Here is a 20,681-nt window from a genome sequence, read left to right on the forward strand (position 1 = left end):
CCGGCCGCCTCCGCTATTCCAGCGCTCCTGCCCGGCACACCGGGTTTCCCCACCTTTGACGGCGGCAAAGCTGCGGACGACGGCATGTCGCCGGACCCGCCGTCGTCCCTCCTCCATGGTGGGAGCCTCAGCCGTCAGAAACGCGGTCGATGGAAACGACGGCCAGGAAACCACGGCCCAGGATTTCCGGCGTCGCGGTGTCGGAGCCGACGACGGCGTCATATCGGTTCAGTTCAACCGGTGCGGCGGACCCGCCGGCGGACCCGGGGCTGACCGCGGCCTGGCCCTGCAGCAGGATCCCCCACTGGCCGGCGAACACAGGGTGGGCGCGTTTCTTGGAGAGCTCGATAATGGACGTGTAACCCTTGAATGCGCCGTTCCGGGTGATGACATTCAGGTCCCGGATATCGCCGGTGGGCAGCGCCCCGGCCGAGTCCGCGTCGCCGGAGAACCGGAACGGGCGGTATTTCTCAAGCGGGTGCTCGGCGCGGTCGACGTTCAGCAGCAGCAGATCGCCGTCGATCACGGTCAGCACCCGCTCCATGCCGGGGAAGGCCGAGAAGCCGCCGGCCTTGGACACCTCGGCGATGCTCACCCGCCAATCCCAGCTGTCCCGCGGGGAAACTGCCTCAGGATGGCGGGCCAGTTCGCGGGTCACCCCGCCTCCATTTCGCCAGGGTTGGGCTTTCAGCTCGGCATAGCGGATGATCTCCATGGCCCCAGCCTAGCCGCCGGCTCCGGGCGCAACTCCGCACCCGCCGCGCAGTCTTGCTAACGTCAGAAGAAGAAACTGCTGCAGAAGGAGCCGGAATGTTCGTCAAGGTGTGCGGGCTCAGCACCCCCGAATCAGTGCGCATTGCGGTCGGGTCCGGGGCGGACGCCGTCGGTTTCGTGCTGACCGCTAGTCCCCGGGAAGTGACGCCCGCGCAGGTCCGGGAGCTCCTGGACCAGGTTCCGGCCGGGCTTCCCGCCGTGGGGGTCTTCCGGCATGAAACGGCCGTTGCCGCCGTCGCGGTGGCGCGTGAGGCAGGGCTGTCCTGGGTCCAGCTGCACGGAGGGCGTACCCCGGCGGATGTGCAGGCGGTGCACGACGCCGGCATGAAAGTCATCCGCGCCGTCACGATGTCGGCGCCTCCCGAAGCGTTCGGCAGCTGGGGCGAGGAGCTGCTGCTGATCGACGCCGCCGTGCCCGGTTCCGGAGAGGCCTGGGACTACGGTTCCGTCCGGGACAAACCGCTCAAGGGCCGGTCCTGGCTGCTAGCGGGAGGCCTGGACCCCCTCAACGTCGCCGAGGCGGCGGCGCAGGCCGGCGCCTGGGGCGTGGATGTCTCCTCCGGCGTCGAATCATCCCGCGGGGTCAAGGACCTGGCCAAGATCAGAGCCTTCGTGGCGGCAGCCAAATCCGCGTGAAGCATGCAAGCCCTCGGGCACTAGCCGGGGGCTGACTTCATCGTTAGCATGCTCTGTGGGGGAATGCCCCGATGACCAGGCGGGTCCGGCCCGCCAGCTGCTCGAAGGAGACCGTTGTGACTCTGCCCGAAGGTTTGACCCCTGGCGTCTGGACGCTGGACATGTCCCACAGCGAAGTCGGATTCAGTGTCCGCCATGCCGGGATCAGCAAGGTCCGCGGCCGGTTCAACGAGGCCACCGCCGAGGCACGGGTCCGGGATTCCCTCGCCGACGCCAGCCTGCACGCGACCATCAAGACCGCCAGCTTCGATTCCGGTGACGCCAACCGCGACGGCCACGTCCGCGGCCCCGACTTCTTCGACGTCGAGAAGTACCCCGATATGACCTTCCGGGCCACCGCAATCAGGGGCGACGGCGAGGACTACGTGCTGACGGGTGATCTCACCATCCGCGACACCACCAAGCCGGTGGACCTTGAGGTCGAATTCACCGGCGTTGCGGTGGACCCCTTCGGTGCCACCCGGGCAGGTTTCAGTGCGGAGGCAGAAATCAGCCGCAAGGAATTCGGCCTGACCTGGAACGCCGCCCTGGCAGCGGGCGGCCTGCTCGTCGGCGACAAGGTCAAGATCAACGTCGAAGCGGCCCTGGTCAAGCAGGAAGCTTAGCGGCCTCCCGGAATGGTGACTGTCCGGAGCCAAACTCTGGTCCTTGCCGGCTCGTGGAGGGGGAGAATGGGTCCATGAAGACACTCCTGAACCTCATTTGGCTGCTCTTCGGCGGTCTCTGGCTGGCGCTTGGATACTTCGTGGCGGGGGTGGTCTGCTGCCTGCTCGTTGTCACCATTCCATGGGGGCTCGCCTCGTTCCGCATCGCCTCCTACGCGCTCTGGCCCTTCGGCCGTACGGTGGTGGACCGGCCCGGCGGCACGGGCCTGTTCGCGCTGCTCGGAAACGTCATCTGGTTGCTCGTGGCGGGCATCTGGATCGCGATCGGACATATCGTCACGGCGTTCGCCATGGCGCTCACGGTTGTCGGCATCCCGCTGGCGATCGCCAACCTCAAGCTCATCCCGGTGTCCCTGATGCCGCTGGGCAAGCAGATAGTCCCAAGCAACTCGCCCTTTGTGACGGGTTACCGCAAGAGCTGAGGAAGATCAAGATGTCTGAAGAATCTGCGGCGGGCGATGACCTTATGCTGGTCATCGTCCGCGAGTTCAGGGCCCCCATCGCCGTGGTCTGGTCCGCGCTGACAGACCCGGACCAGGCCCCGGACTGGTGGGGGCCGCACGGTTTCCATGTTCCGCGCGAGAGCATCGACACGGACTTGGAGGTCGGCGGCCTCTACCGGGCCTGCATGATCAAGGACGACACCGGGGAAGAGCACTGGTGGAGCGGTGTCCACACCGACATTGAGCCGCCCGGGCTGTTGATGTTTACCCATGCCTGGGACAAGCCGGACGGGACCCGGGGCTTTGAGACGGAGGTGGCGTTCCGGCTGGAAGAGGTCGACGGCGGCAGCCTCATGACCTTCACCCAGGGGCCGTTCGAGTCCGTGGAAAGCCGCGACGCCCACGGGTCCGGCTGGCTCGAGTCGTTCGAGCGGCTGGCCAATCACCTCGGCGTCGACGCCTGAGCGCCCCGTTCACATGAGTTCGCCGCGCAGGTTCCGGCGGGCTGCCTCCAGCCACAGTTCGCGTCCGCGGCTCGTGTGGAAGAGCGGATCGAGCCGCAGGAGCTGGCGGACGACGGCGGCGCGCCCGGCGGCGAAGTCGTCGTCGCCGATGTGCGCAAAGTCTTCCCTGACCGCTGCCCGGTAGCGGGCATAAGCTTCGGGGGCGCCGCCCAGGACCGAGAGATCGGCGTCGCTGAGCAGGGCGCCGGCGTCGTCGTCGGGCCCGGGGCAGTGGTCGGCCGTCAGCCGCACCAGGCGGGCCACCTCGTCCACCTCGGCGTCGGGAAGCCCGGCCCGGGCGAGAGCGTCCTCGGCCAGCCGGGCCGATTCTTCCTCGTCCTCGCCTGCGATGCCGCGGTAGACGGCGTCATGGAACCAGGCCGCCAGCAGCACCGGGCGCGGCGGGGCGGCAGGATGCGTCAGCAGGTCCAGGGCTTCCAGGACCGCCAGCAGATGGGTCCGGCCGTGGTATCTCCGGTGCTCCTCGCCCCAGCGGTCCAGGAGATCGAGGAACAGTGCATCGTGGGCCGGCAGGGCGTCGTTCCAGCGGTTCAGGAGGGGCAGCTTCAGGGCTTTGCTGCGCTGGCGTGCGGGGATCCGCAGGCCGCTGGCGATCAGCTTGCGGACCAGGGTCCTGCCCTCCACGGGGACGGCCCCGGCCGCGACGAGTGCCCCGTAGCGGGCTTCGGCGACGTCGTAATGGTCGCCGTCGAACGCCCGTTCCGGAATACCGGCGGCTGCTGCGAAGTCGTGCAGCTCCTGGATCGAGGTGTCCGAGATCAGGTGCGAGAAGCGGGTTCCATGGGCAGGCCAAAGCGGCGGATCAACATAGATGGCCATGCAGGAAGTCTAATGCGGGGCGTGAGGGAGCGTCGGCAGGGGAGGCCAGTGTGGTGATCTTGTTTGCGAAGAAATTCTTCCCTATGAACCGCAGATGCGAGTTAGAGTTTCCCTATGCCCAATATCCGCGTTTCCGAAGCAGCCCGGTTCCTCGGCGTCAGTGATGACACCGTCCGGCGCTGGATCGAGAACGGGAGCCTGTCCGCGCTGAAGGACGGCGCCGGGCGGCTGGCCGTGGACGGGCTGGAGCTCGCGCGGCTGGCCCGGCAGCAGGCCCAGCTTCCGGACGACCCGGCCCAGGTCGGCAGCTCGGCCCGGAACCGCTTCGTCGGTCTGGTCACCGCCATCACGGCGGACACGGTGATGGCCCAGGTGGAACTGCAATGCGGGCCCTTCCGTGTGGTGTCGCTGATGAGCAGCGAGGCCGTGCGCGAGCTTGGGCTTGAGCTCGGATCTGTTGCCACCGCCGTCGTCAAGGCCACCACCGTCATCATCGAAACGTCCAAAGGCAAGAGCGTCCTATGAGATTTTCAGCCGCCCTCCTTCTCTCTGCCGTGTTGGCTGCCTGCCTCGGCGGATGTGCTTCGGGCACCCCCGCCGCCCCAGGCAGTTCCGCCCTAGGCAGTTCCACCCCCGCCGCAACAGGCGGCTCCGGGGCCCCTGGACTCTCCGGGAGCATCACGGTCTTCGCGGCGGCGTCCCTGAAGCCCACGTTCACCAGGCTGGCCAGCGATTTCGAGGCCAGGAACCCGGGAACCAAGGTCACGCTCAGCTTCGCCGGTTCCTCCGATCTGGTCACCCAGCTCACCCAGGGGGCCCCGGCAGACGTGTTCGCCTCAGCCGACACCAGGAACATGGCCAGGCTCTCGGACGCGTCGCTCGTCGAAGGATCGTCCCAAGACTTCGCCACAAACGTCCTGACCATCGCTGTGCCGCCGGCAAATCCCGCCTCGATCGGCTCGTTTGCGGACCTCGCCAGGCCGGGCGTGAAGGTCGTGACCTGCGCGAGCCAGGTACCCTGCGGCGCCGCGGCCCAGACGGTCCAGAAGGCAAGCGGCATCACCCTGAAGCCGGTCAGCGAGGAATCCTCGGTCACCGATGTCCTGGGCAAGGTCACCTCCGGTGAAGCCGACGCCGGACTCGTCTATGTCACTGACGTCAAGGCCGCCGGGGACAAGGTCAAGGGAATCCCGTTCCCCGAGTCGGCCCAGGCCGTCAACAGCTACCCGATCGCCGCGGTGCGGACCAGCAGGAACAAGGGTCTCGCCGCCGCCTTTATCGCCGCGGTGACTGGCAGCGAGGGCCGGAAAGTCCTCCTCGACGCCGGCTTCGGCGCCCCGTAGGCGCCGGATGAGCCCGTCAGGCCGCCGGGGAAACGGCGCCAGGAAGAGACCCGGCGGCGCCCCGGGCCACGAGTACAGCGGCATTCCGGCCTGGATCATGGCGATGGCGGCCATCGGCGCGTTGTTCGTCCTGCTGCCGCTGGCGGCCATGGTGGCCAAGGTCAACTGGCCCCAGTTCATTCCGTTGGTCACCTCCGACGCGTCCTTCACGGCCCTCGGGCTCAGCCTCCGTACGGCCGCGGCGAGCACAGTACTGTGTGTGCTGCTCGGGGTGCCGCTGGCAATGGTGCTGGCCCGCGGTCACTTCCGCGGGCAATCGTTGCTGCGCTCCTTCGTGCTGCTGCCGCTGGTCCTGCCGCCCGTGGTGGGCGGCATCGCGCTGCTGTATACCTTCGGCCGGCAGGGCCTTCTGGGCCGGACTTTGGACGTCGCGGGGATCCAGATCGCGTTTTCGACGACGGCGGTGGTGCTCGCCCAGGCCTTCGTCGCGCTGCCGTTCCTGGTGGTGAGCCTCGAAGGGGCCCTCCGTTCGGCCGGTGGCCGGTATGAGGCAGTCGCCGCGACTCTCGGCGCCCGCCCCACCACGGTGTTTCGCCGGGTCACGGTGCCGCTGGTGCTGCCCGGGCTCGCCTCCGGGGCCGTGCTGTCGTTCGCCCGGAGCCTCGGCGAATTCGGGGCTACCCTCACCTTCGCGGGCAGCCTGCAGGGGGTCACCCGCACCCTGCCGCTGGAAATCTACCTGCAGCGCGAGACCGACGCCGACGCCGCCGTCGCGCTGTCCCTGCTGCTGGTCGCTGTGGCGGTGATCGTCGTCGGGCTCGCCTACCGGCGTCCGGCGCCTTCCAGGACCCGGAGCGCCGCCCGGGCGGAGCATGCGGCATGAGCCTTCGTTTCGAGGCCGCCATCGCCGCCAGGGGCTTCGACGTCGCCCTGCACCTGGAAGACGGCGAGACCCTTGCCGTGCTGGGGCCCAATGGTGCCGGAAAATCGACCCTGCTCGCGGTGGTCGCGGGCCTGCTCCGGCCGGACACGGGCCGGGCAGAGATGGACGGCCGGATCCTGTTCGGGTTCGGCCCGCCCACGACGGCGTGGACCGCGCCGCATCGCCGCGGCACCGCCCTGCTGGCCCAGGAACCGCTGCTGTTCCCGCACCTGAGCGCGCTCGAAAACGTAGCCTTCGGGCCGCGGAGCGCGGGCGTGCCCAAGCGGGCGGCCAGGGAGGCTGCCCGGCGCTGGCTGGCCGAGGTCCACGCTGAAGACCTTGCCGCCCGGCGGCCCGGGGAACTCTCCGGCGGCCAGGCGCAGCGCGTCGCGGTGGCGAGGGCCCTCGCGGTGAACCCGGATGTCCTGCTGCTCGACGAGCCCATGGCAGCCCTGGACATCCACGCTGCCCCGCTGCTGCGCAGGCTGCTCAAGCGGATCCTGGCCGGCCGGCGGGCCATCATCGTCACGCACGACGTGCTGGACGCCTACATGCTCGCGGACCGTGTGATCGTGATGGAGGACGGCCGGATCACCGAGGAAGGCCCCACCCGTGAGGTGCTCCGGAGGCCGCGCAGCAGCTTCGCCGCCGGACTGGCCGGGCTGAACCTGGTCACGGGGTCCGTGACCGCCGCCGGGATCCGGACTGCGGAGGGCCTCGAGTTCGCGGGGCAGCATGACGCCCCGCTCGCCCCCGGGGAAGCGGGCGTGGCTGCGTTCCCGCCGTCGGCCGTGTCCGTGTTCCTGACCGAGGCACACGGCAGCCCCCGGAACGCGTTTTGGGTGACCATCTCGGACCTGGAGCCGCACGGGGACCAGATCCGGATCCGGGCCGGGGAGCTGTCCGCGGACGTCACGCCTGCAGCGTCCGCAGACCTTGGCCTGGCCCCCGGCATGGCTGTCTATTTCGTGGTCAAGGCGGCCGCGGTGTCCATCTACCCGGCGTAGCGGTCGGCGGCTATCCCTGCCGGCGCCGGACGGGGTGTTCGCTGATGATGGAGAGACGGTTGAAGGAATTCATGGTGATCGCCAGCCAGCTGATGGCAGAGAATTCGCCCACTGTGAGGTGGTGCCGGGCGTAGCCGGTGTCCCGCTCGCGGGCAGCGAAATCGCTGACGTTGGTGACGGCCTCGGCCAAGGCGAGAGCCGCACGTTCCTTCGCCGTGAACAGCCTGGTTTCGCGCCAGGCGGGCAGCACCGCGAGCCGTTGGACGGATTCTCCATTCTCCAGCGCGTCACTGACGTGCACGTCCAGGCAGTAGGCGCAGCCGTTGATCTGGGAAATGCGGATATTCAGCAGTTCCGTCAGCGTCCTGTCGAGCCCGGCCTCCGCGGCGGCCTCCCGGGCCTTGAGCTTCAGCCCGTTCAGTGCCTTCCATACTGCGGGGTCTTCCTTGTCAAGGAAAACGCTCCGGGTGATGGGGTGCTGCGCTGCCGCTGTCTCGTCCATGCTTCCCAGAATACCCACCGGTTACTTTGCACATGCTGTGTGACAATATTGTCAAAGATGTGACAGACTCCAAATGTGGAAGCCCCGGATCCGGTGGCCGGTTCCTTGGGGGAGCCGGCCACCGAATCCCTGCCCCGCCCCATCCGTCCGCAACGGGGCATGTCCAGCGTTCCGGCGTTGGCGCGCGGGGGACATGCCCATTCCTGGAGCCGAGGCCCGGGCATCCAGGGACCATGTCCAGCGCCGTGGGCGTGCGGAGGGCATGTCCCCTGGGGCGCACCAGATGCAGCCGGAGCACTCCGGCCCTAGACAGCCGTTTCGCTGTCGGCAAACATGGACCCAGCGGTACTACGTGCAAAGTTGAGCGGAATAGACTCAACTTCAACAACAGCTTATTCCGGAAGGAGCTCTCTTTGGACGCCAAATTCACCACCAAGAGCCAGGAGGCTCTTTCGGCAGCAGCCATGAACGCCTCGACGGCAGGGAATCCCCAGCTCGAACCCGCGCACCTGCTCAAGGCCCTCATGGACCAGCGCGAGGGCGTCGCCGTCGCGCTGCTCCGTGCTACCGGAACCGACCCTGATGCGGTCAGCGTCCAGGCGAGCACCGCCATCAAGGCGCTCCCGTCCACGTCCGGCACAACGGTGCAGCAGGCCCAGCTGTCCCGCAGCGCCATGCAGGCCATCAAGAATGCGCAGACTGAAGCTGAAAGGCTCGGAGACAGCTTCGTGTCCACCGAACACCTGCTCCTGGGTCTTTCCGCCGGCAGTGACGCTGTTGGAAAGCTGATGCGCGACGCCGGCGCCTCCCACGAAGCGCTGCTGGCAGCCCTGCCCGGCGTCCGCGGCGGCCGCAAGGTGGACAACGCCGACCCCGAGAACACCTTCGAGGCCCTGGAGAAGTACGGCACCGACCTGACCGCCATCGCCCGCTCCGGCAAGCTTGATCCCGTCATCGGCCGCGACGCCGAAATCCGCCGCATCATCCAGGTCCTGAGCCGCCGGACCAAGAACAACCCCGTGATCATCGGCGAGCCCGGCGTCGGCAAGACCGCCGTCGTCGAAGGCCTCGCCCAGCGGATCGTGGCCGGTGACGTGCCCGAAAGCCTGCGCGGCAAGACCCTGATCGCCCTTGACCTCGCGTCCATGGTGGCCGGTGCGAAGTACCGCGGTGAATTCGAGGAGCGGCTCAAGGCCGTGCTGGAGGAAATCAAGGGCTCGGAAGGGCAGATCGTCACCTTCATTGACGAGATCCACACGGTGGTCGGCGCCGGCGCGTCCGGGGACAGCTCCATGGACGCCGGGAACATGCTCAAGCCCATGCTGGCCCGCGGCGAGCTCCGCCTGATCGGCGCCACGACCCTGGACGAGTACCGCGAAAACATCGAAAAGGATCCGGCCCTGGAACGCCGCTTCCAGCAGGTGTTTGTCGGCGAGCCCAGCGTGGATGACACCATCGGCATCCTGCGCGGCCTCAAGGAGCGTTACGAGGCACACCACAAGGTGGCCATCGCCGACTCTGCCCTGGTGGCTGCCGCCACGCTCTCCAACCGCTACATTTCCGGCCGCCAGCTGCCCGACAAGGCAATCGACCTCGTCGACGAGGCCGCCTCCCGGCTGCGGATGGAAATCGATTCCGCCCCGGAGGAGATCGACCAGCTGCGCCGTGCCGTCGACCGCCTGACCATGGAGGAACTGGCCCTCGCCGGCGAGACCGACCCCGCGTCCGTGGAACGGCTCGCCGCCCTGCGCGCGGACATGGCGGACAAGAAGGAAGAGCTCGCCGCGCTCAATGCGCGCTGGGAATCCGAGAAGGCCGGCCTGAACCATGTCGGCGACCTCAAGGCCCGGATCGACGAGCTGCGCTCCGCCGCGGAGAAATACCAGCGCGAAGGTGACCTGGAAGCCGCCTCACGCATCCTCTACGGCGAACTCCCGGCCCTGGAGCGGGAGCTGAACGCGGCGGCCGAGGAGGAAACCGCCCGGGTGGCCGGCGGCGGCGCCAAACAGGACCTCATGGTGGCCGACGAGGTCACCGCGGACGACATCGCCGAAGTGATTTCGGCCTGGACCGGCATCCCGGCCGGCCGCATGCTGCAGGGCGAAAGCCAGAAGCTGCTCGAGATGGAGCACGTGCTCGGGGAGCGGCTGATCGGCCAGGCCAAGGCTGTCACCGCGGTCTCGGACGCTGTCCGCCGCGCCCGGGCCGGGATCAGCGACCCCAACCGGCCCACCGGTTCCTTCCTGTTCCTCGGCCCCACCGGCGTCGGCAAGACCGAGCTGGCGAAGGCGCTGGCAGACTTCCTGTTCGACGACGAACGCGCCATGGTGCGGATTGACATGTCCGAGTACTCGGAGAAGCACTCCGTAGCCCGCCTCGTCGGGGCGCCTCCGGGCTATGTGGGGTACGAGGAAGGCGGCCAGCTGACCGAGGCCGTCCGGCGTCGTCCGTATTCTGTGTTGCTGCTGGATGAAGTCGAAAAGGCCCACCCGGAAGTCTTCGACATCCTGCTTCAGGTGCTCGACGACGGCCGCCTCACCGACGGCCAGGGCCGCACCGTGGACTTCCGCAACGTGATCCTGGTGCTGACCTCGAACCTGGGCAGCCAGTTCCTCGTCGACCCGACCCTGGACGCCACGGCCAAGCGCGAGGCCGTCATGGCCACCGTGCACGCGTCCTTCAAGCCCGAGTTCCTGAACCGGCTGGACGAGGTGGTGCTCTTTGACCCGCTGAGCGTTGAGGAACTGTCCCGGATCGTGGAACTGCAGGTCAAGGAGCTCGGCGAACGGCTGAAGGGCCGCCGGCTCAACCTCGAAGTCACCGACGGCGCCCGTGCCTGGCTGGCGGTGACGGGCTTCGATCCGGCATATGGTGCCCGGCCGCTGCGCCGGCTGGTGCAGCGCGAAATCGGCGACCGGCTGGCCAAGGCCATCCTCGCCGGTGAGATCACGGATGGCGACACCGTACTGGTGGATACCGCCCCGGACCTCGAGGAACTCACCGTGGGCGGCGCGCGGGCCTCGGACCGGCCCGACGGCGGTGCCTCCACCGGCGGCGGCCTCTCCGTCCAGCGGAAGGCCTAAGCCAGGACCGGCGGGAACGCAATGGCAGCCGGGTCAGGGCCCGGCTGCCAGTGCGTTCAAAGCCGGGGTGTTACGGCTTGGACAGCAGGGACTCCATGATGACGTTGCCGGTGTCCGCCGTGGCGAAGCAGTCCACCCGCCGGTCACCCTTGTCCCAACTGGTGGAACTCGGGTAGGCAAGCTTGTAGCTCAGGACGTACTGGGCTGACTTGTCCGTGAGCGGGGCGCCCTGGCAGGCGTCCAGGGCTTTCTTCTTGAGCGGGTCACGGCCCGGGTAACTGTCCGGGGCCGGGTACGTCTCGGTGGCGATCAGCTGGGCCGAGTGGCCGGTTTCGCAGGCGACCACGGTGGCTTGCGTCGCATTCGGGTCGAAGTCCTTGAAGCAGTCGCCCAGCTGGAAGTCCAGGGGGCTGACACCTTCCAGCGGCAGCGGTCCGCGGCTGGCAGGGGCGGACGACGCCGCTGCTCCGGGAGCGGGGGAGCTGTCCCCTGCGGAAGGAGCCGTGCCGCCGCCGAGCGAGGAGGCTATCAACCAGATTACAAGTCCCAGGACCACAAGTGCGGCGACGCCGACACCGATCTTCGGAGGGCCCAGCCGCTTGAGCCAGCCGCCCAGTACTGCGGCCCGTTCGGAAAGCACCCTGCGCCCATCCGCGGAAGAAACCCCAGCCGGCCCGGTGCTGCCGGGCCTCTCGTTCTCTTCGGTCACTGAGACTCACCACTTCCGTGCATTATTCCGCGGCTGAGCGCCCGACGGAGGGACCCGTTTCCGGGAGTCCACTACGGAACTCTATCCAAGATGCCGGGTGTGCTGCACGCCGCGGGGGCGCCATCCGGGGCAGCGGCGCGTGCGACACTGCCCACAGAGGCCGTCCCGGGGAGCAGTTACCGCTGAAAGCATGTAATCTAGGTGTACGACAAATTGACCAAACATTCCGGGGCCTCACTAACGCCAATGGTGACCACCTCCGGTCCGAGTACAAAAGGGGGTCACGCCATGGGGCGCGGCCGTCAAAAGGCAAAAGCTACCAAGCAGGCTCGGGACATTAAGTACTATTCCCCGAACACTGACTATTCTGCGCTTCAGCGTGAGCTCAAGAGCTCTGAGGTTCGTGCACCGAACCGTTTCTCGAGTGAGCCGGTTGAGCCGGATTATTCGGCCTACGTGGATAAGTACGCGGACGATGTGGAAGAGGACGACGACGAGGTAGATTCCCGTCGGATAGGTTAGTCGACACTTCTTTCCGGCATGCTCCTCCGTTAGCGGATTGCCGACCACATGATTTCAGGCCCGCCGGCCACTCCCAGTACGGGCGTGGACGGCGGGTTTTCTGCTGCCCGCGGATTCCCCGCACCAACTTTCTTCCGGAGGGATTGCGATGACCATGCGCACTGGGTTCACCGAAGGAGAGGTCTGCTGGACGGACCTCCAGACCGGGGATGTGGACGCGGCCAAGGCTTTTTATGCCGCTGTCTTCGGCTGGCGCTACGAGGACCTGCCCACCCCCGACGGCCGCAGCTACGCCCAGGCCTTCCTGGGTGACGGGCTTGTCACCGTCATAGCCCCGCAGCCGCCGCAGCAAGAAGCCGCTGCGGGCCGCTGGAACGTGTACTTTGCCACCGATGACGCCCGGGAACTCGCCGCCGAACTGGCGCACTCCACCGGGACCCTGGAGTCCGGTCCGGAGTCCGTGGGAGGTGCCGGTGTGATGGTTTTCTTTGCCCCGCCCGGCGGCGGCAGCACGGGTGCCTGGCAGGCAGGAAGCCACTTCGGCGCGGCGCGGATCCAGGAGCCCGGGGCCCTTGCCTGGGCCGAGCTGCTCACCCCGGAGCCGCAGGCCGCCGTCGGGTGCTTCCAGCAGCTGTTCGGGCACGAGGTGACCGAATACCCCCAGGACGACGGCGGCACGTACACCACGCTCACGGTCAACGGCACGGAGGTGGCCGGGATCGCCCCGCTTCCGGCTGATGACGGCGGAACCCGGCAGGCCGGGTGGCAGGTCTACTTTGGTGTCCCGAACGTGGCGGACGCGGTGGAGGCTGCGGTGGCCGCGGGCGCTGTCGTCCTGGTGGCGCCGGAGGACGCCGGGGACGCCGGCGCCCTGGCCACCCTGCAGGATCCGCAGGGCGGCGTGTTCAGCCTCGTGGAGGTCTAGGGCCGCGACTTAAACACATCGAGTGCTCCTTAACTGCCGTTTTCAGGTCTCAAAACGGCAGTTACGGAGCACTCGATGGGAAAAAGGGTCAGGCGTAGGCGTTGACCAGGCGGACGGCGCCGCCGTCGACACCCTTGGCGCCCTGCACGTAATCCGGGCCGGTCTTGAGGACCGAGTCGGAATTCTGCTCGACAGTGCCCATGATCCAGGACGGCAGGCCGCGGTCGTTGAGGCGGTTCACAGCGGCGTCGGCGGCCTCGGCCGAGACGATCGCCACCATGCCCACGCCCAGGTTCAGGGTGCGCTCCAGGTCGGCCAGCGGGACGTTGCCCAGCTCGGCGACCAGCTTGAAGATGGCGGGCAGTTCCCAGGTGGCGCGGTCCACGGTGGCCAGCAGGCCCTGCGGGAGGACCCGGGCCAGGTTCGCCGCGAGGCCGCCGCCGGTGACGTGGCTGAAGCCGTGCACGGCCTGGCCGGCCGCGGAGCCGCTGACCGGGAAGGTGCGGGCCAGATCCAGGCAGTCGGCGGCGTAGACGCGGGTGGGTTCGAGCAGCTCTTCGCCCAGGGTGCGGCCCAGTTCGGAGACCTGGCGGTCCAGGGCCCAGCCGGCGTGGTTGATCACGCGGCGGACCAGGGAGTAGCCGTTGGAGTGCAGGCCGGAGGAGGCCATGCCGATCACAACGTCGCCGGCGCGGACGCGGTCCGGGCCGAGCAGCTCGGAGGCCTCGACAACACCGGTGGCGGCACCGGCGACGTCGTACTCGTTCTCGCCCAGCAGGCCCGGGTGCTCAGCGGTTTCGCCGCCGACCAGGGCGGTGCCGGCGACGGAGCAGGCGGCCGCGATGCCGCGGACAATGTCCGCGATGCGTTCCGGGACCACCTTGCCGCAGGCGATGTAGTCGGTCATGTACAGCGGCTCGGCGCCGACCACCACGATGTCATCGACGACCATACCCACCAGGTCGAATCCGATGGTGTCGTGGATGTCCATGGCCTGGGCGATGGCCACCTTGGTGCCGACTCCGTCGGTGGAGGTGGCCAGCAGCGGGCGCTTGTAGGTGAGCAGCCGGGAGACGTCGTAGAGGCCGGCGAAGCCGCCCACCCCGCCGATCACGGACGAGTTGTGGGTCGCCTTGACGGCGTCCTTCATCAGTTCGACGGCGCGGTCTCCCGCTTCGACGTCGACGCCGGCGGAGGCGTAGGTGATGCCGGCGGCGTTCTGGGCGGCGTTCATGTCAGCGGCCGGGGAGGCGGAAGTCATACGGGCTCTTTCTTGTCGGCAACGATTGAAGGATCGGCGGAGATCACGCGATCAGCGTCGGTGAGCAGTTCTTCGAATTCGGCGTCCGGTCCGGGATCGCAGCCGGTGGCACCGGGCTTCTCTGCCGGGTCCTCCTCCGGTGAGGTGCCGGGCTCGGCGCCGGCCGCCTGGGGCGGGGGCGCAACCGTGCCGGCGGAAGCGGGCAGGCCGCCGAGGTCGGTGCGTTCCAGCAGGTTCTTGCCCAGCTTGTCGGCGCCCGGAAGCTCGATCGGGTACTTTCCGGTGAAGCAGGCGGTGCAGAGGCGTTCGCGGGGCTGCCGGGTGGCTTCGATCATGCCGTCTTCGGAAATGTAGGCCAGCGAATCGGCGCCGATGGCCTGGGAGATTTCCTCGATGGTGGCGCCGTTGGCAATCAGTTCCGCGCGGGAGGCGAAGTCGATGCCGTAGAAGCAGGGCCACTTGACCGGCGGCGAGGAGATCTTGACGTGCACGGAGGCGGCGCCGGCTTCGCGGAGCATCCGGACAATCGCGCGCTGGGTGTTGCCGCGGACGATCGAGTCATCCACCACCACAACGCGCTTGCCGCGGATCACGGATTCCAGTGCGTTGAGTTTAAGCCGGATGCCGAGCTGCCGCAGGGTCTGCGAGGGCTGGATGAAGGTGCGGCCCACATAGGCGTTCTTGACGAAGCCGTGCGCGAAGGGGATGCCGGATTCCTCGGCGTAGCCCACGGCTGCGGGGGTGCCGGATTCCGGGACCGGAATGACGATGTCCGCTTCCTGGGTGTTTTCGCGGGCCAGCTGGCGGCCCATTTCCACGCGGGATTCGTAGACCGAGCGGCCGGCGATGGCGGCGTCCGGGCGGGCCAGGTACACGTACTCGAAAACGCAGCCTGCCGGCGTGGGCTCGGCGAAGCGCTGGGAGCGGACGCCGTCCTCGTCGATGGCGATGAATTCGCCGGGTTCGATCTCGCGGATGAAGCTGGCACCGACGGTGGCCAGGGCGGACTGTTCGGAGGCGACAACCCAGCCGCGTTCCAGCCGGCCCAGGCAGAGCGGGCGGATGCCATAGGTGTCGCGGGCCGCGTAGAGGGTGCCCTCGTCCATGAAGACGAAGCAGAAGCCGCCCTTGACCTTGGGCAGCAGTTCCATGGCGGTCTGTTCGAGGGACTTGCCCTCTTCGCCCTCGAGGAGTGCGGTGACCAGGGCGGTGTCGGAGGTGTTGCCCTGCTTCATCTCGCCCGTGAGGTGGCCGCCATTGCGTTCCATGATCATGGCCTTGAGTTCGGCCGTGTTGGTCAGGTTGCCGTTGTGGGCCAGGGCCACGGTGCCCGTGGCGGTTGCGCCGAGGGTGGGCTGGGCGTTGGCCCAGTGGCTGGCTCCGGTAGTGGAGTAGCGGCAGTGGCCGACGGCCAGGTGCCCGGTCAGGGTGTTCAGCGTCGTCTCGTCGAAGACCTGGGATACGAGCCCCATGTCCTTGTAGACGTTGATCCGCTTGCCGTCACTGGTTGCTATGCCAGCCGACTCCTGACCACGGTGCTGCAATGCATACAGCCCGTAATAGGTTAGTTTTGCTACTTCTTCACCTGGTGCCCAGACCCCGAAGACGCCACAAGCGTCCTGAGGGCCTTTTTCGCCAGGGAGAAGATCATGAGAAAGTTTTCCATCGCCGCGTGCCACTGGTTGATTATCTCACGGGATACGCTATGACTTTTCCGGCGGCCGGTTTATGACCTGGCGCCTGGCCTAGGGGAGATCTTCGCCGTCGGATTCGGGGACGGACTCGACGACGGCGTGCTCGGCGCGGCGGACGCTCAAACGGTCCAGCACGAGCGCTGCAATGGCGCCGAGGACGGCGCCGACGATGCCGAAGAGGACCAGGAAGAAGCCGAACACCGCCCCGGGCTCGTAACTCTCATCCCCCGGAAGCCCGAATGCGACGACAGCGGCCGCGGCAATGCCCAGCAGCGCGCCCAGGGCAAGGAACGGCACGTATTTCGGTGCCCGGCGTACCGTGACGCCGCGGCGCTCCGGTTCCGTCGGAGCCTGCTTGGGCGCGCCGGCTGGCACGCCGTCCCGCGGGGAAAGGTTGCCTGCAGCGCCGGGGGATTCTTGGGAAGACATGGCGTTAAGCCTACTGCCCCGGCTGTGGCGGTGACGCACAGTTGCCAGGGGCCTGGGGAAGCCCTCATTGCCGGGTCCGTCCTCCGGGAGCACACTAAGGATGGGGGAGGGCCAGGTACTGACGAGCTAAGGAACACCGTGTCAGCCGCAGCGGACCACATCCGGGACCAGCAACGAACCATCTGGGACCAGTTCTCGGCCGGATGGAAGAAATGGGACGCCGAAGTACTCGGCTGGCATGCACCGTTCGGGGATGCCCTGATCGAGGAGGCCCGCCTGCGCCCGGACTCCGCGGTGCTCGACGTCGCCGCCGGCACGGGTGAGCCCGGCCTCACGGCGGCGGCCCTGGTTCCGCAGGGCAGTGTGGTCCTGAGCGATATTTCTGCGGCCATGCTCCTCGTGGCGGAGGGGAGGGCCCACGCCAAGGGGCTGCGAAACGTGCGCACCATGGTCAGCGACGGCGCGGACCTGCCGTTCGACGACGGCACCTTCGACGCGGTCATCTGCCGCTTCGGCTTCATGTTCTTCCCCGACATGTCCGCTGCCCTGGCCGAGATGGGACGCGCTGCCCGGCCGGGAGCGCGGATAAGTGCCGCCGTCTGGGGCAGGGCTGCGGAAAACCCGTGGGCAAGCCTGATTCTGGGCACAATCGCCCGGCACGCCGAACTGACCGCACCGCCCGCCGGTGCGCCCGGCCTCTTCCGCTGCGCCGCCCAGGGCTTCATGAGCAGCGTCTTCACTCAGGGCGGACTGGTCGAAGTGTCCGAGCGGAAGGTCAGCACGGACATGATGCCCGAGTCTCCCGAGGCCTATTGGGAGTTCATGACCGATATCGCGGCGCCGGTGGTCATGGGCCTGGCCAAGGCCGACAAGGAGGCCCGGGACCTTATCCGCACCGAGGTCTTCCAACTGCTGCGCCGCTACGAGCACAACGGCGCCATCCGGCTCCGGTCCACGGCCAACATCGTGGCCGGGACCAAGGCATAGCAGGTCCGCGGCCCTGGTTCAGATGCCCAGTTCCTGCCTCAACGCGGCCACATGGCCCTGGGCCTTGACCTGGTACTGCGCCGTCTTCACCTTGCCCTCGGTGTCCAGCACTACGGTGGACCGGACAAGGCCTTCGGTGATCTCGCCGTTGACCAGCTTCTCGCCCCACGCGCCGTAGGCGAGGGCCACGCCGTGGTCCTCGTCGGAGAGCAGGGGGAAGGTCAGGGCGAAGTCGCCGGTGAAGTGGGTGAGGGCATCCGGCCCGTCCGGGGAGATGCCCAGGACCTCGTAGCCGGAACCCTGCAGGGAGGCGAGGTTGTCGCGGAAATCGCAGGCCTCGGTGGTGCAGCCTGGCGTCGCGGCCTTCGGGTAGAAGTACACGATGACGTTTTTGCCGCGGTAATCGGCGAGGGAAACCGGCCTGCCCTCCGCATCGGGCAGGGTGAAGTCCGGGGCCGGGGTGCCGGGCTGGAGCTTGACGGTGACGTTGGCGCTCATGGGGATCCTTTGGGGCGTGGGGACTTCGTGGACTGTTTCGTGGACTGTGATGCACAACATCCGCGTCAGATGCCGTATTCCACTGCGGTCCGAATTTTTCCTGGCACAGTCGGGCTAAAACGAAGGGGTGAGCCACGTGAACGCTGATTCCGCCGGCGCCTGGTACTCGAGGGAGATGTAGCCCGTGTAGCCGAGGTCGCGGGCGCGGGCGAGCCAGGTTCCGAGCGGAAGGTTCCCGGTGCCGGGAGCCCCGCGGCCGGGGGCATCGGCGATCTGGATGTGGCCGAAGTCCCCGGCGTGGTTCTCGATCAGGGCGGCGACGTCCTCCCCGTTGACTGACAGATGGTAGAAATCCGCGAGGAGCCTGATGTTGGCCGCCCCGGTTTCTTCCCCGACCCGGGTGATCACCTTGAGGGCGTCGTCGGCTTTAAGCAGCGGGTAGCCAGGGGCGCCGCTGACCGGCTCCAGGAGGACCGTTCCGCCGAAGCGCCCGACGGCGGCTGCCGCGGCGGCCAGATTGGCCACCGCCAGCTCGTCCTGCTTCTGAGGCGGCTCGCCCTCGATACGGTTGCCGTAGAGGGCGTTGAAGGCCTTGCAGCCGAGGCGCTCGCCGATGCCCGCGACGGCGTCGACGTTGTCCAGGAATTCGGCGGAGCGGTCCGGCCAGGACACCAGGCCGCGGTCCCCGGCGGGCATGTTGCCGGCGTTGAAGTTCAGGCCGGTGAGCTGGACGCCGGCGTCCGTGATGGCCCGTTCGAAGGCGGTGGCTTCGGCATCGGTGGGAACGGAGGCCCCGAACGGCCACCAGAATTCAACGGCGTCAAAGCCGGCAGCCTTCGCCGCGGCGGCCCGCTCCAGGAGGGGCAGTTCCGTCAGCAGGATGGAACAGTTCACGGTGTAGCTCATGGTTATGGTCCTTGCGGGATGCGCCGCATCGTCGGCGGTTGAGGGGGCTGACAGCTTTTTCATAGCTAAGGCATAGCTTGCGCCGCTAGCTTGTAACCATTATGGAAGAACGCACGCCGCAGCCACGTCACGGGCACCGACCCATCAGGGATCGGCGCTCCCGCCGGGCGCCCCGCCGCTTCCTGTTGGCGGCGTGTGCGGCGGTCCTGGCCGTGGCATTGGCCGCCACCGTCTACACCTCCGGCGAGGCCCGCTCGGCGGCGGGACATCCGGTGGCCTCGAGCGCGAGGGCGGCCCCGGGTGCGGCGGCGACGGCCGGCGCGTCGCCGTCCCCGTCAAAGACGGCAGCCGGGCTGACCGTGCCAGCCAAAGCCGGCGCGGGAACCGTCGGCCCGGCCCTGGATGCCGAAATGAATGCCATCATCGATGCCAACGGCGAGTACCAGATCGGCGTGGCCCTGATCGACCTCTCGGATGGCGCGGTGCATGAATACGGCGTCCAGCAGGCGTTCGTGGCGGCCAGCACCGCAAAGGTCCTGGCCGCCGCGGCCTACTACCACCTCGTCGAAACCGGCGGCGCGACCCTCAACGAGCCCATGGGGGACTGGACCGCCGGATTCCAGCTCAAGGAGATGATCCAGGACAGCGACAACGACTCCTGGTCCCTGATCATGGACGCCGTCGGCCACCAGGAGCTCAGCGACTACGCGGCATCGATCGGGGTCAGCTACGACCCCGAATCCAACACGCTGACCCCGGCCGAGATGGCCCGGATCATGGCCGCACTGTACTCCGGAAAGCTGCTCGACCCTGACGACACCGCGCAGCTGCTGTCCTATATGCAGGACACCAACTATGAAACCCTCATCCCCGCGGCGGCACCGGCCGACGTGACGGTCTTCCACAAATACGGGCTGCTGGACGGGGAGTTGCACGACGCCGGAATCCTCAGCAGGGACGGCAGCGCCTACGCCCTCGTCATCTACACCAAGGGTGACGGCGAGGACGACATCCCGCAGCGGACCGACGTCATCCACCAGCTGACGCGGGCCGTGACCGACGCCGTCTTCTAGGAAAAGCGCGGTGGCCCTACTTCGCGAGGAACCGCAGCAGCGCCTCGTTGACCTCGGCGGCATGGGTCCAGATCATCCCGTGCGGGGCGCCGTCGATCTCCAGGTAGTCGGCGCGGGGAAGGGCCTTGGCGAACCTCCGGCCCGAGACGTCGATCGGCAGGATGTTGTCCGCGGTGCCGTGGACAATCAGCGCCGGGACGTCGATCTTGGGGATGTCCCCGCGGAAGTCGGTCAGCCACGTGGGCTGCGCGGCCGCCGAGGCCGTCGGGCCGCCCGCGGTGGCGAGGTTCCAGCCGGCCCGCAGGACTTCCTCGCTGAGCCGCGGCGTGCCCAGGAACGTGTCGCTGTTGTAGAAGTTCTTGAAGAACCCGGTGAAGAAGGCGTAGCGGTCGGCCGTCACGGCCTCCATCAGGCCATCGAACACCGGCTGCGGGACGCCCTCGGGGTTGTCCTCTGCCTGCAGCACATAGGGCTGGAGCGAGGCGAGGAACACCGCCTTCGCCACCCGGGCCGAGCCGTAGCTGCCGAGGTACCGGCCCACTTCGCCGGTGCCCATGGAGAAGCCCACCAGTACCGCGTCGTTCAGGTCCAGTGAGGTCATCAGGGTGTCGAGGTCCGCGGCGAAGGTGTCGTAGTCGTAGCCCTCCGTGGGCTTGCTGGACTGGCCGAAGCCGCGCCGGTCGTAGGTGATGACGCGGTAGCCGGCGGCGAGGAGGGCTGCGGTCTGTTTCTCCCAGGAGGATCCGTCCAGGGGGTAGCCGTGGATCAGGACCACGGCCTGGCCTGATCCATGGTCCTCGTAGTAAAGCTCGATGTCGGTGCTGTTCTCGGTTCCAACCTTGATGTAAGCCATGCCAGCGGTCCTCTCGGTACGGGGTGACGTCAGTACGGTGCAGCGG

At 67.9% G+C, this 20,681-nt stretch carries 23 protein-coding genes; 13 read left to right on the forward strand and 10 right to left on the reverse strand.

Annotation, left to right across the window (positions count from 1 at the left end; all coding sequences use genetic code 11):
• Nucleotides 1-127 precede the first annotated feature (127 nt).
• The gene (locus E5206_RS04935) at nucleotides 128-715 is read right to left on the reverse strand and encodes a HutD family protein (RefSeq protein ID WP_136321518.1); all 588 of its coding nucleotides are present in this window, start codon (nucleotides 713-715) and stop codon (nucleotides 128-130) included.
• A 95-nt stretch (nucleotides 716-810) separates the two neighbouring features.
• On the opposite strand from E5206_RS04935, the gene E5206_RS04940 reads away from it, so the two are divergent.
• The 4 genes from E5206_RS04940 to E5206_RS04955 all read left to right on the forward strand — a co-directional run bounded on the left by E5206_RS04940 (nucleotide 811) and on the right by E5206_RS04955 (nucleotide 3,042).
• A complete protein-coding gene (locus E5206_RS04940; RefSeq protein WP_136321519.1) occupies nucleotides 811-1,410 on the forward strand; it encodes a phosphoribosylanthranilate isomerase in 600 nt (199 codons plus the stop codon).
• Nucleotides 1,411-1,526: 116 nt separating this feature from the next.
• Nucleotides 1,527-2,075: a YceI family protein gene (locus tag E5206_RS04945; RefSeq protein WP_136321520.1), complete on the forward strand. Its 549-nt coding sequence runs from the start codon at nucleotides 1,527-1,529 to the stop codon at nucleotides 2,073-2,075.
• A 74-nt stretch (nucleotides 2,076-2,149) separates the two neighbouring features.
• Nucleotides 2,150-2,557, forward strand: a complete 408-nt coding sequence (locus tag E5206_RS04950) for a YccF domain-containing protein (RefSeq protein ID WP_136321521.1) — start codon at nucleotides 2,150-2,152, stop codon at nucleotides 2,555-2,557.
• 11 nt (nucleotides 2,558-2,568) lie between these two features.
• Nucleotides 2,569-3,042, forward strand: coding sequence for an SRPBCC domain-containing protein (locus E5206_RS04955; protein ID WP_136321522.1), 474 nt, complete (start codon nucleotides 2,569-2,571; stop codon nucleotides 3,040-3,042).
• Nucleotides 3,043-3,051: 9 nt separating this feature from the next.
• On the opposite strand, the gene E5206_RS04960 is transcribed toward E5206_RS04955, so the two are convergent.
• Nucleotides 3,052-3,921, reverse strand: a complete 870-nt coding sequence (locus tag E5206_RS04960; protein WP_136321523.1) for a DUF4031 domain-containing protein — start codon at nucleotides 3,919-3,921, stop codon at nucleotides 3,052-3,054.
• Between the two features lie 114 nt (nucleotides 3,922-4,035).
• Between E5206_RS04960 and E5206_RS04965 the strand changes: the two genes are divergently transcribed.
• The 4 genes from E5206_RS04965 to E5206_RS04980 all read left to right on the forward strand — a co-directional run bounded on the left by E5206_RS04965 (nucleotide 4,036) and on the right by E5206_RS04980 (nucleotide 7,193).
• A complete protein-coding gene (locus E5206_RS04965; RefSeq protein WP_136321524.1) occupies nucleotides 4,036-4,446 on the forward strand; it encodes a TOBE domain-containing protein in 411 nt (136 codons plus the stop codon).
• Nucleotides 4,443-5,264 (forward strand): molybdate ABC transporter substrate-binding protein, encoded by an 822-nt coding sequence (modA, locus tag E5206_RS04970; protein WP_136321525.1) that lies wholly within the window; start codon nucleotides 4,443-4,445, stop codon nucleotides 5,262-5,264. The genes E5206_RS04965 and modA overlap by 4 nt, the downstream gene beginning before the upstream one ends.
• A gap of 97 nt (nucleotides 5,265-5,361) precedes the next feature.
• Nucleotides 5,362-6,147: an ABC transporter permease gene (locus E5206_RS04975; protein ID WP_240690129.1), complete on the forward strand. Its 786-nt coding sequence runs from the start codon at nucleotides 5,362-5,364 to the stop codon at nucleotides 6,145-6,147.
• Nucleotides 6,144-7,193 carry an ABC transporter ATP-binding protein gene (locus E5206_RS04980; protein ID WP_136321527.1) on the forward strand — a complete coding sequence of 350 codons (1,050 nt, stop codon included), beginning with the start codon at nucleotides 6,144-6,146 and terminating at the stop codon, nucleotides 7,191-7,193. Before E5206_RS04975 ends, E5206_RS04980 begins: the two co-directional genes overlap by 4 nt.
• A 10-nt stretch (nucleotides 7,194-7,203) precedes the next feature.
• Here E5206_RS04980 and E5206_RS04985 read toward each other — a convergent pair whose 3' ends face one another.
• Nucleotides 7,204-7,695, reverse strand: a complete 492-nt coding sequence (locus E5206_RS04985; RefSeq protein ID WP_136321528.1) for a carboxymuconolactone decarboxylase family protein — start codon at nucleotides 7,693-7,695, stop codon at nucleotides 7,204-7,206.
• A 413-nt stretch (nucleotides 7,696-8,108) separates the two neighbouring features.
• Here E5206_RS04985 and clpB point away from each other — a divergent pair, with 413 nt between their 5' ends.
• Entirely contained in the window at nucleotides 8,109-10,778 is a 2,670-nt protein-coding gene (clpB, locus tag E5206_RS04990; RefSeq protein WP_136321529.1) for an ATP-dependent chaperone ClpB, read from the forward strand.
• 70 nt (nucleotides 10,779-10,848) lie between these two features.
• On the opposite strand, the gene E5206_RS04995 is transcribed toward clpB, so the two are convergent.
• A complete protein-coding gene (locus E5206_RS04995; RefSeq protein WP_136321530.1) occupies nucleotides 10,849-11,487 on the reverse strand; it encodes a septum formation family protein in 639 nt (212 codons plus the stop codon).
• Nucleotides 11,488-11,775: 288 nt separating this feature from the next.
• Here E5206_RS04995 and E5206_RS05000 point away from each other — a divergent pair, with 288 nt between their 5' ends.
• Together E5206_RS05000 and E5206_RS05005 are read left to right on the forward strand one after the other, a co-directional pair.
• A complete protein-coding gene (locus E5206_RS05000) occupies nucleotides 11,776-12,009 on the forward strand; it encodes a DUF3073 domain-containing protein (RefSeq protein WP_136323968.1) in 234 nt (77 codons plus the stop codon).
• Nucleotides 12,010-12,157: 148 nt separating this feature from the next.
• Entirely contained in the window at nucleotides 12,158-12,934 is a 777-nt protein-coding gene (locus tag E5206_RS05005) for a VOC family protein (protein WP_136321531.1), read from the forward strand.
• Nucleotides 12,935-13,022: 88 nt separating this feature from the next.
• Here the strand turns inward: E5206_RS05005 and purM are convergent, their stop codons facing one another.
• From purM to E5206_RS05020, 3 genes are all read right to left on the reverse strand, one after another.
• Nucleotides 13,023-14,195 (reverse strand): phosphoribosylformylglycinamidine cyclo-ligase, encoded by a 1,173-nt coding sequence (purM, locus tag E5206_RS05010; RefSeq protein ID WP_136321532.1) that lies wholly within the window; start codon nucleotides 14,193-14,195, stop codon nucleotides 13,023-13,025.
• Nucleotides 14,192-15,874, reverse strand: coding sequence for an amidophosphoribosyltransferase (purF, locus tag E5206_RS05015; protein WP_136321533.1), 1,683 nt, complete (start codon nucleotides 15,872-15,874; stop codon nucleotides 14,192-14,194). Before purF ends, purM begins: the two co-directional genes overlap by 4 nt.
• A 66-nt stretch (nucleotides 15,875-15,940) precedes the next feature.
• Nucleotides 15,941-16,318: a hypothetical protein gene (locus tag E5206_RS05020; RefSeq protein WP_240689950.1), complete on the reverse strand. Its 378-nt coding sequence runs from the start codon at nucleotides 16,316-16,318 to the stop codon at nucleotides 15,941-15,943.
• A gap of 138 nt (nucleotides 16,319-16,456) precedes the next feature.
• Between E5206_RS05020 and E5206_RS05025 the strand changes: the two genes are divergently transcribed.
• Nucleotides 16,457-17,305, forward strand: coding sequence for a methyltransferase domain-containing protein (locus tag E5206_RS05025; RefSeq protein WP_136321534.1), 849 nt, complete (start codon nucleotides 16,457-16,459; stop codon nucleotides 17,303-17,305).
• Between the two features lie 18 nt (nucleotides 17,306-17,323).
• Here the strand turns inward: E5206_RS05025 and bcp are convergent, their stop codons facing one another.
• Nucleotides 17,324-17,803: a thioredoxin-dependent thiol peroxidase gene (gene bcp / locus E5206_RS05030; RefSeq protein WP_136321535.1), complete on the reverse strand. Its 480-nt coding sequence runs from the start codon at nucleotides 17,801-17,803 to the stop codon at nucleotides 17,324-17,326.
• Nucleotides 17,804-17,917: 114 nt separating this feature from the next.
• A complete protein-coding gene (locus tag E5206_RS05035) occupies nucleotides 17,918-18,709 on the reverse strand; it encodes a TIM barrel protein (protein WP_136321536.1) in 792 nt (263 codons plus the stop codon).
• A 212-nt stretch (nucleotides 18,710-18,921) separates the two neighbouring features.
• Between E5206_RS05035 and E5206_RS05040 the strand changes: the two genes are divergently transcribed.
• The gene (locus tag E5206_RS05040; protein ID WP_276605955.1) at nucleotides 18,922-19,782 is read left to right on the forward strand and encodes a serine hydrolase; all 861 of its coding nucleotides are present in this window, start codon (nucleotides 18,922-18,924) and stop codon (nucleotides 19,780-19,782) included.
• A 16-nt stretch (nucleotides 19,783-19,798) separates the two neighbouring features.
• On the opposite strand, the gene E5206_RS05045 is transcribed toward E5206_RS05040, so the two are convergent.
• Nucleotides 19,799-20,635 (reverse strand): alpha/beta hydrolase, encoded by an 837-nt coding sequence (locus E5206_RS05045; protein WP_136321538.1) that lies wholly within the window; start codon nucleotides 20,633-20,635, stop codon nucleotides 19,799-19,801.
• Between the last annotated feature and the right edge of the window lie 46 nt (nucleotides 20,636-20,681).

The organism is Arthrobacter sp. PAMC25564, assembly GCF_004798705.1.
In the GTDB taxonomy this organism is placed as follows: domain Bacteria; phylum Actinomycetota; class Actinomycetes; order Actinomycetales; family Micrococcaceae; genus Arthrobacter.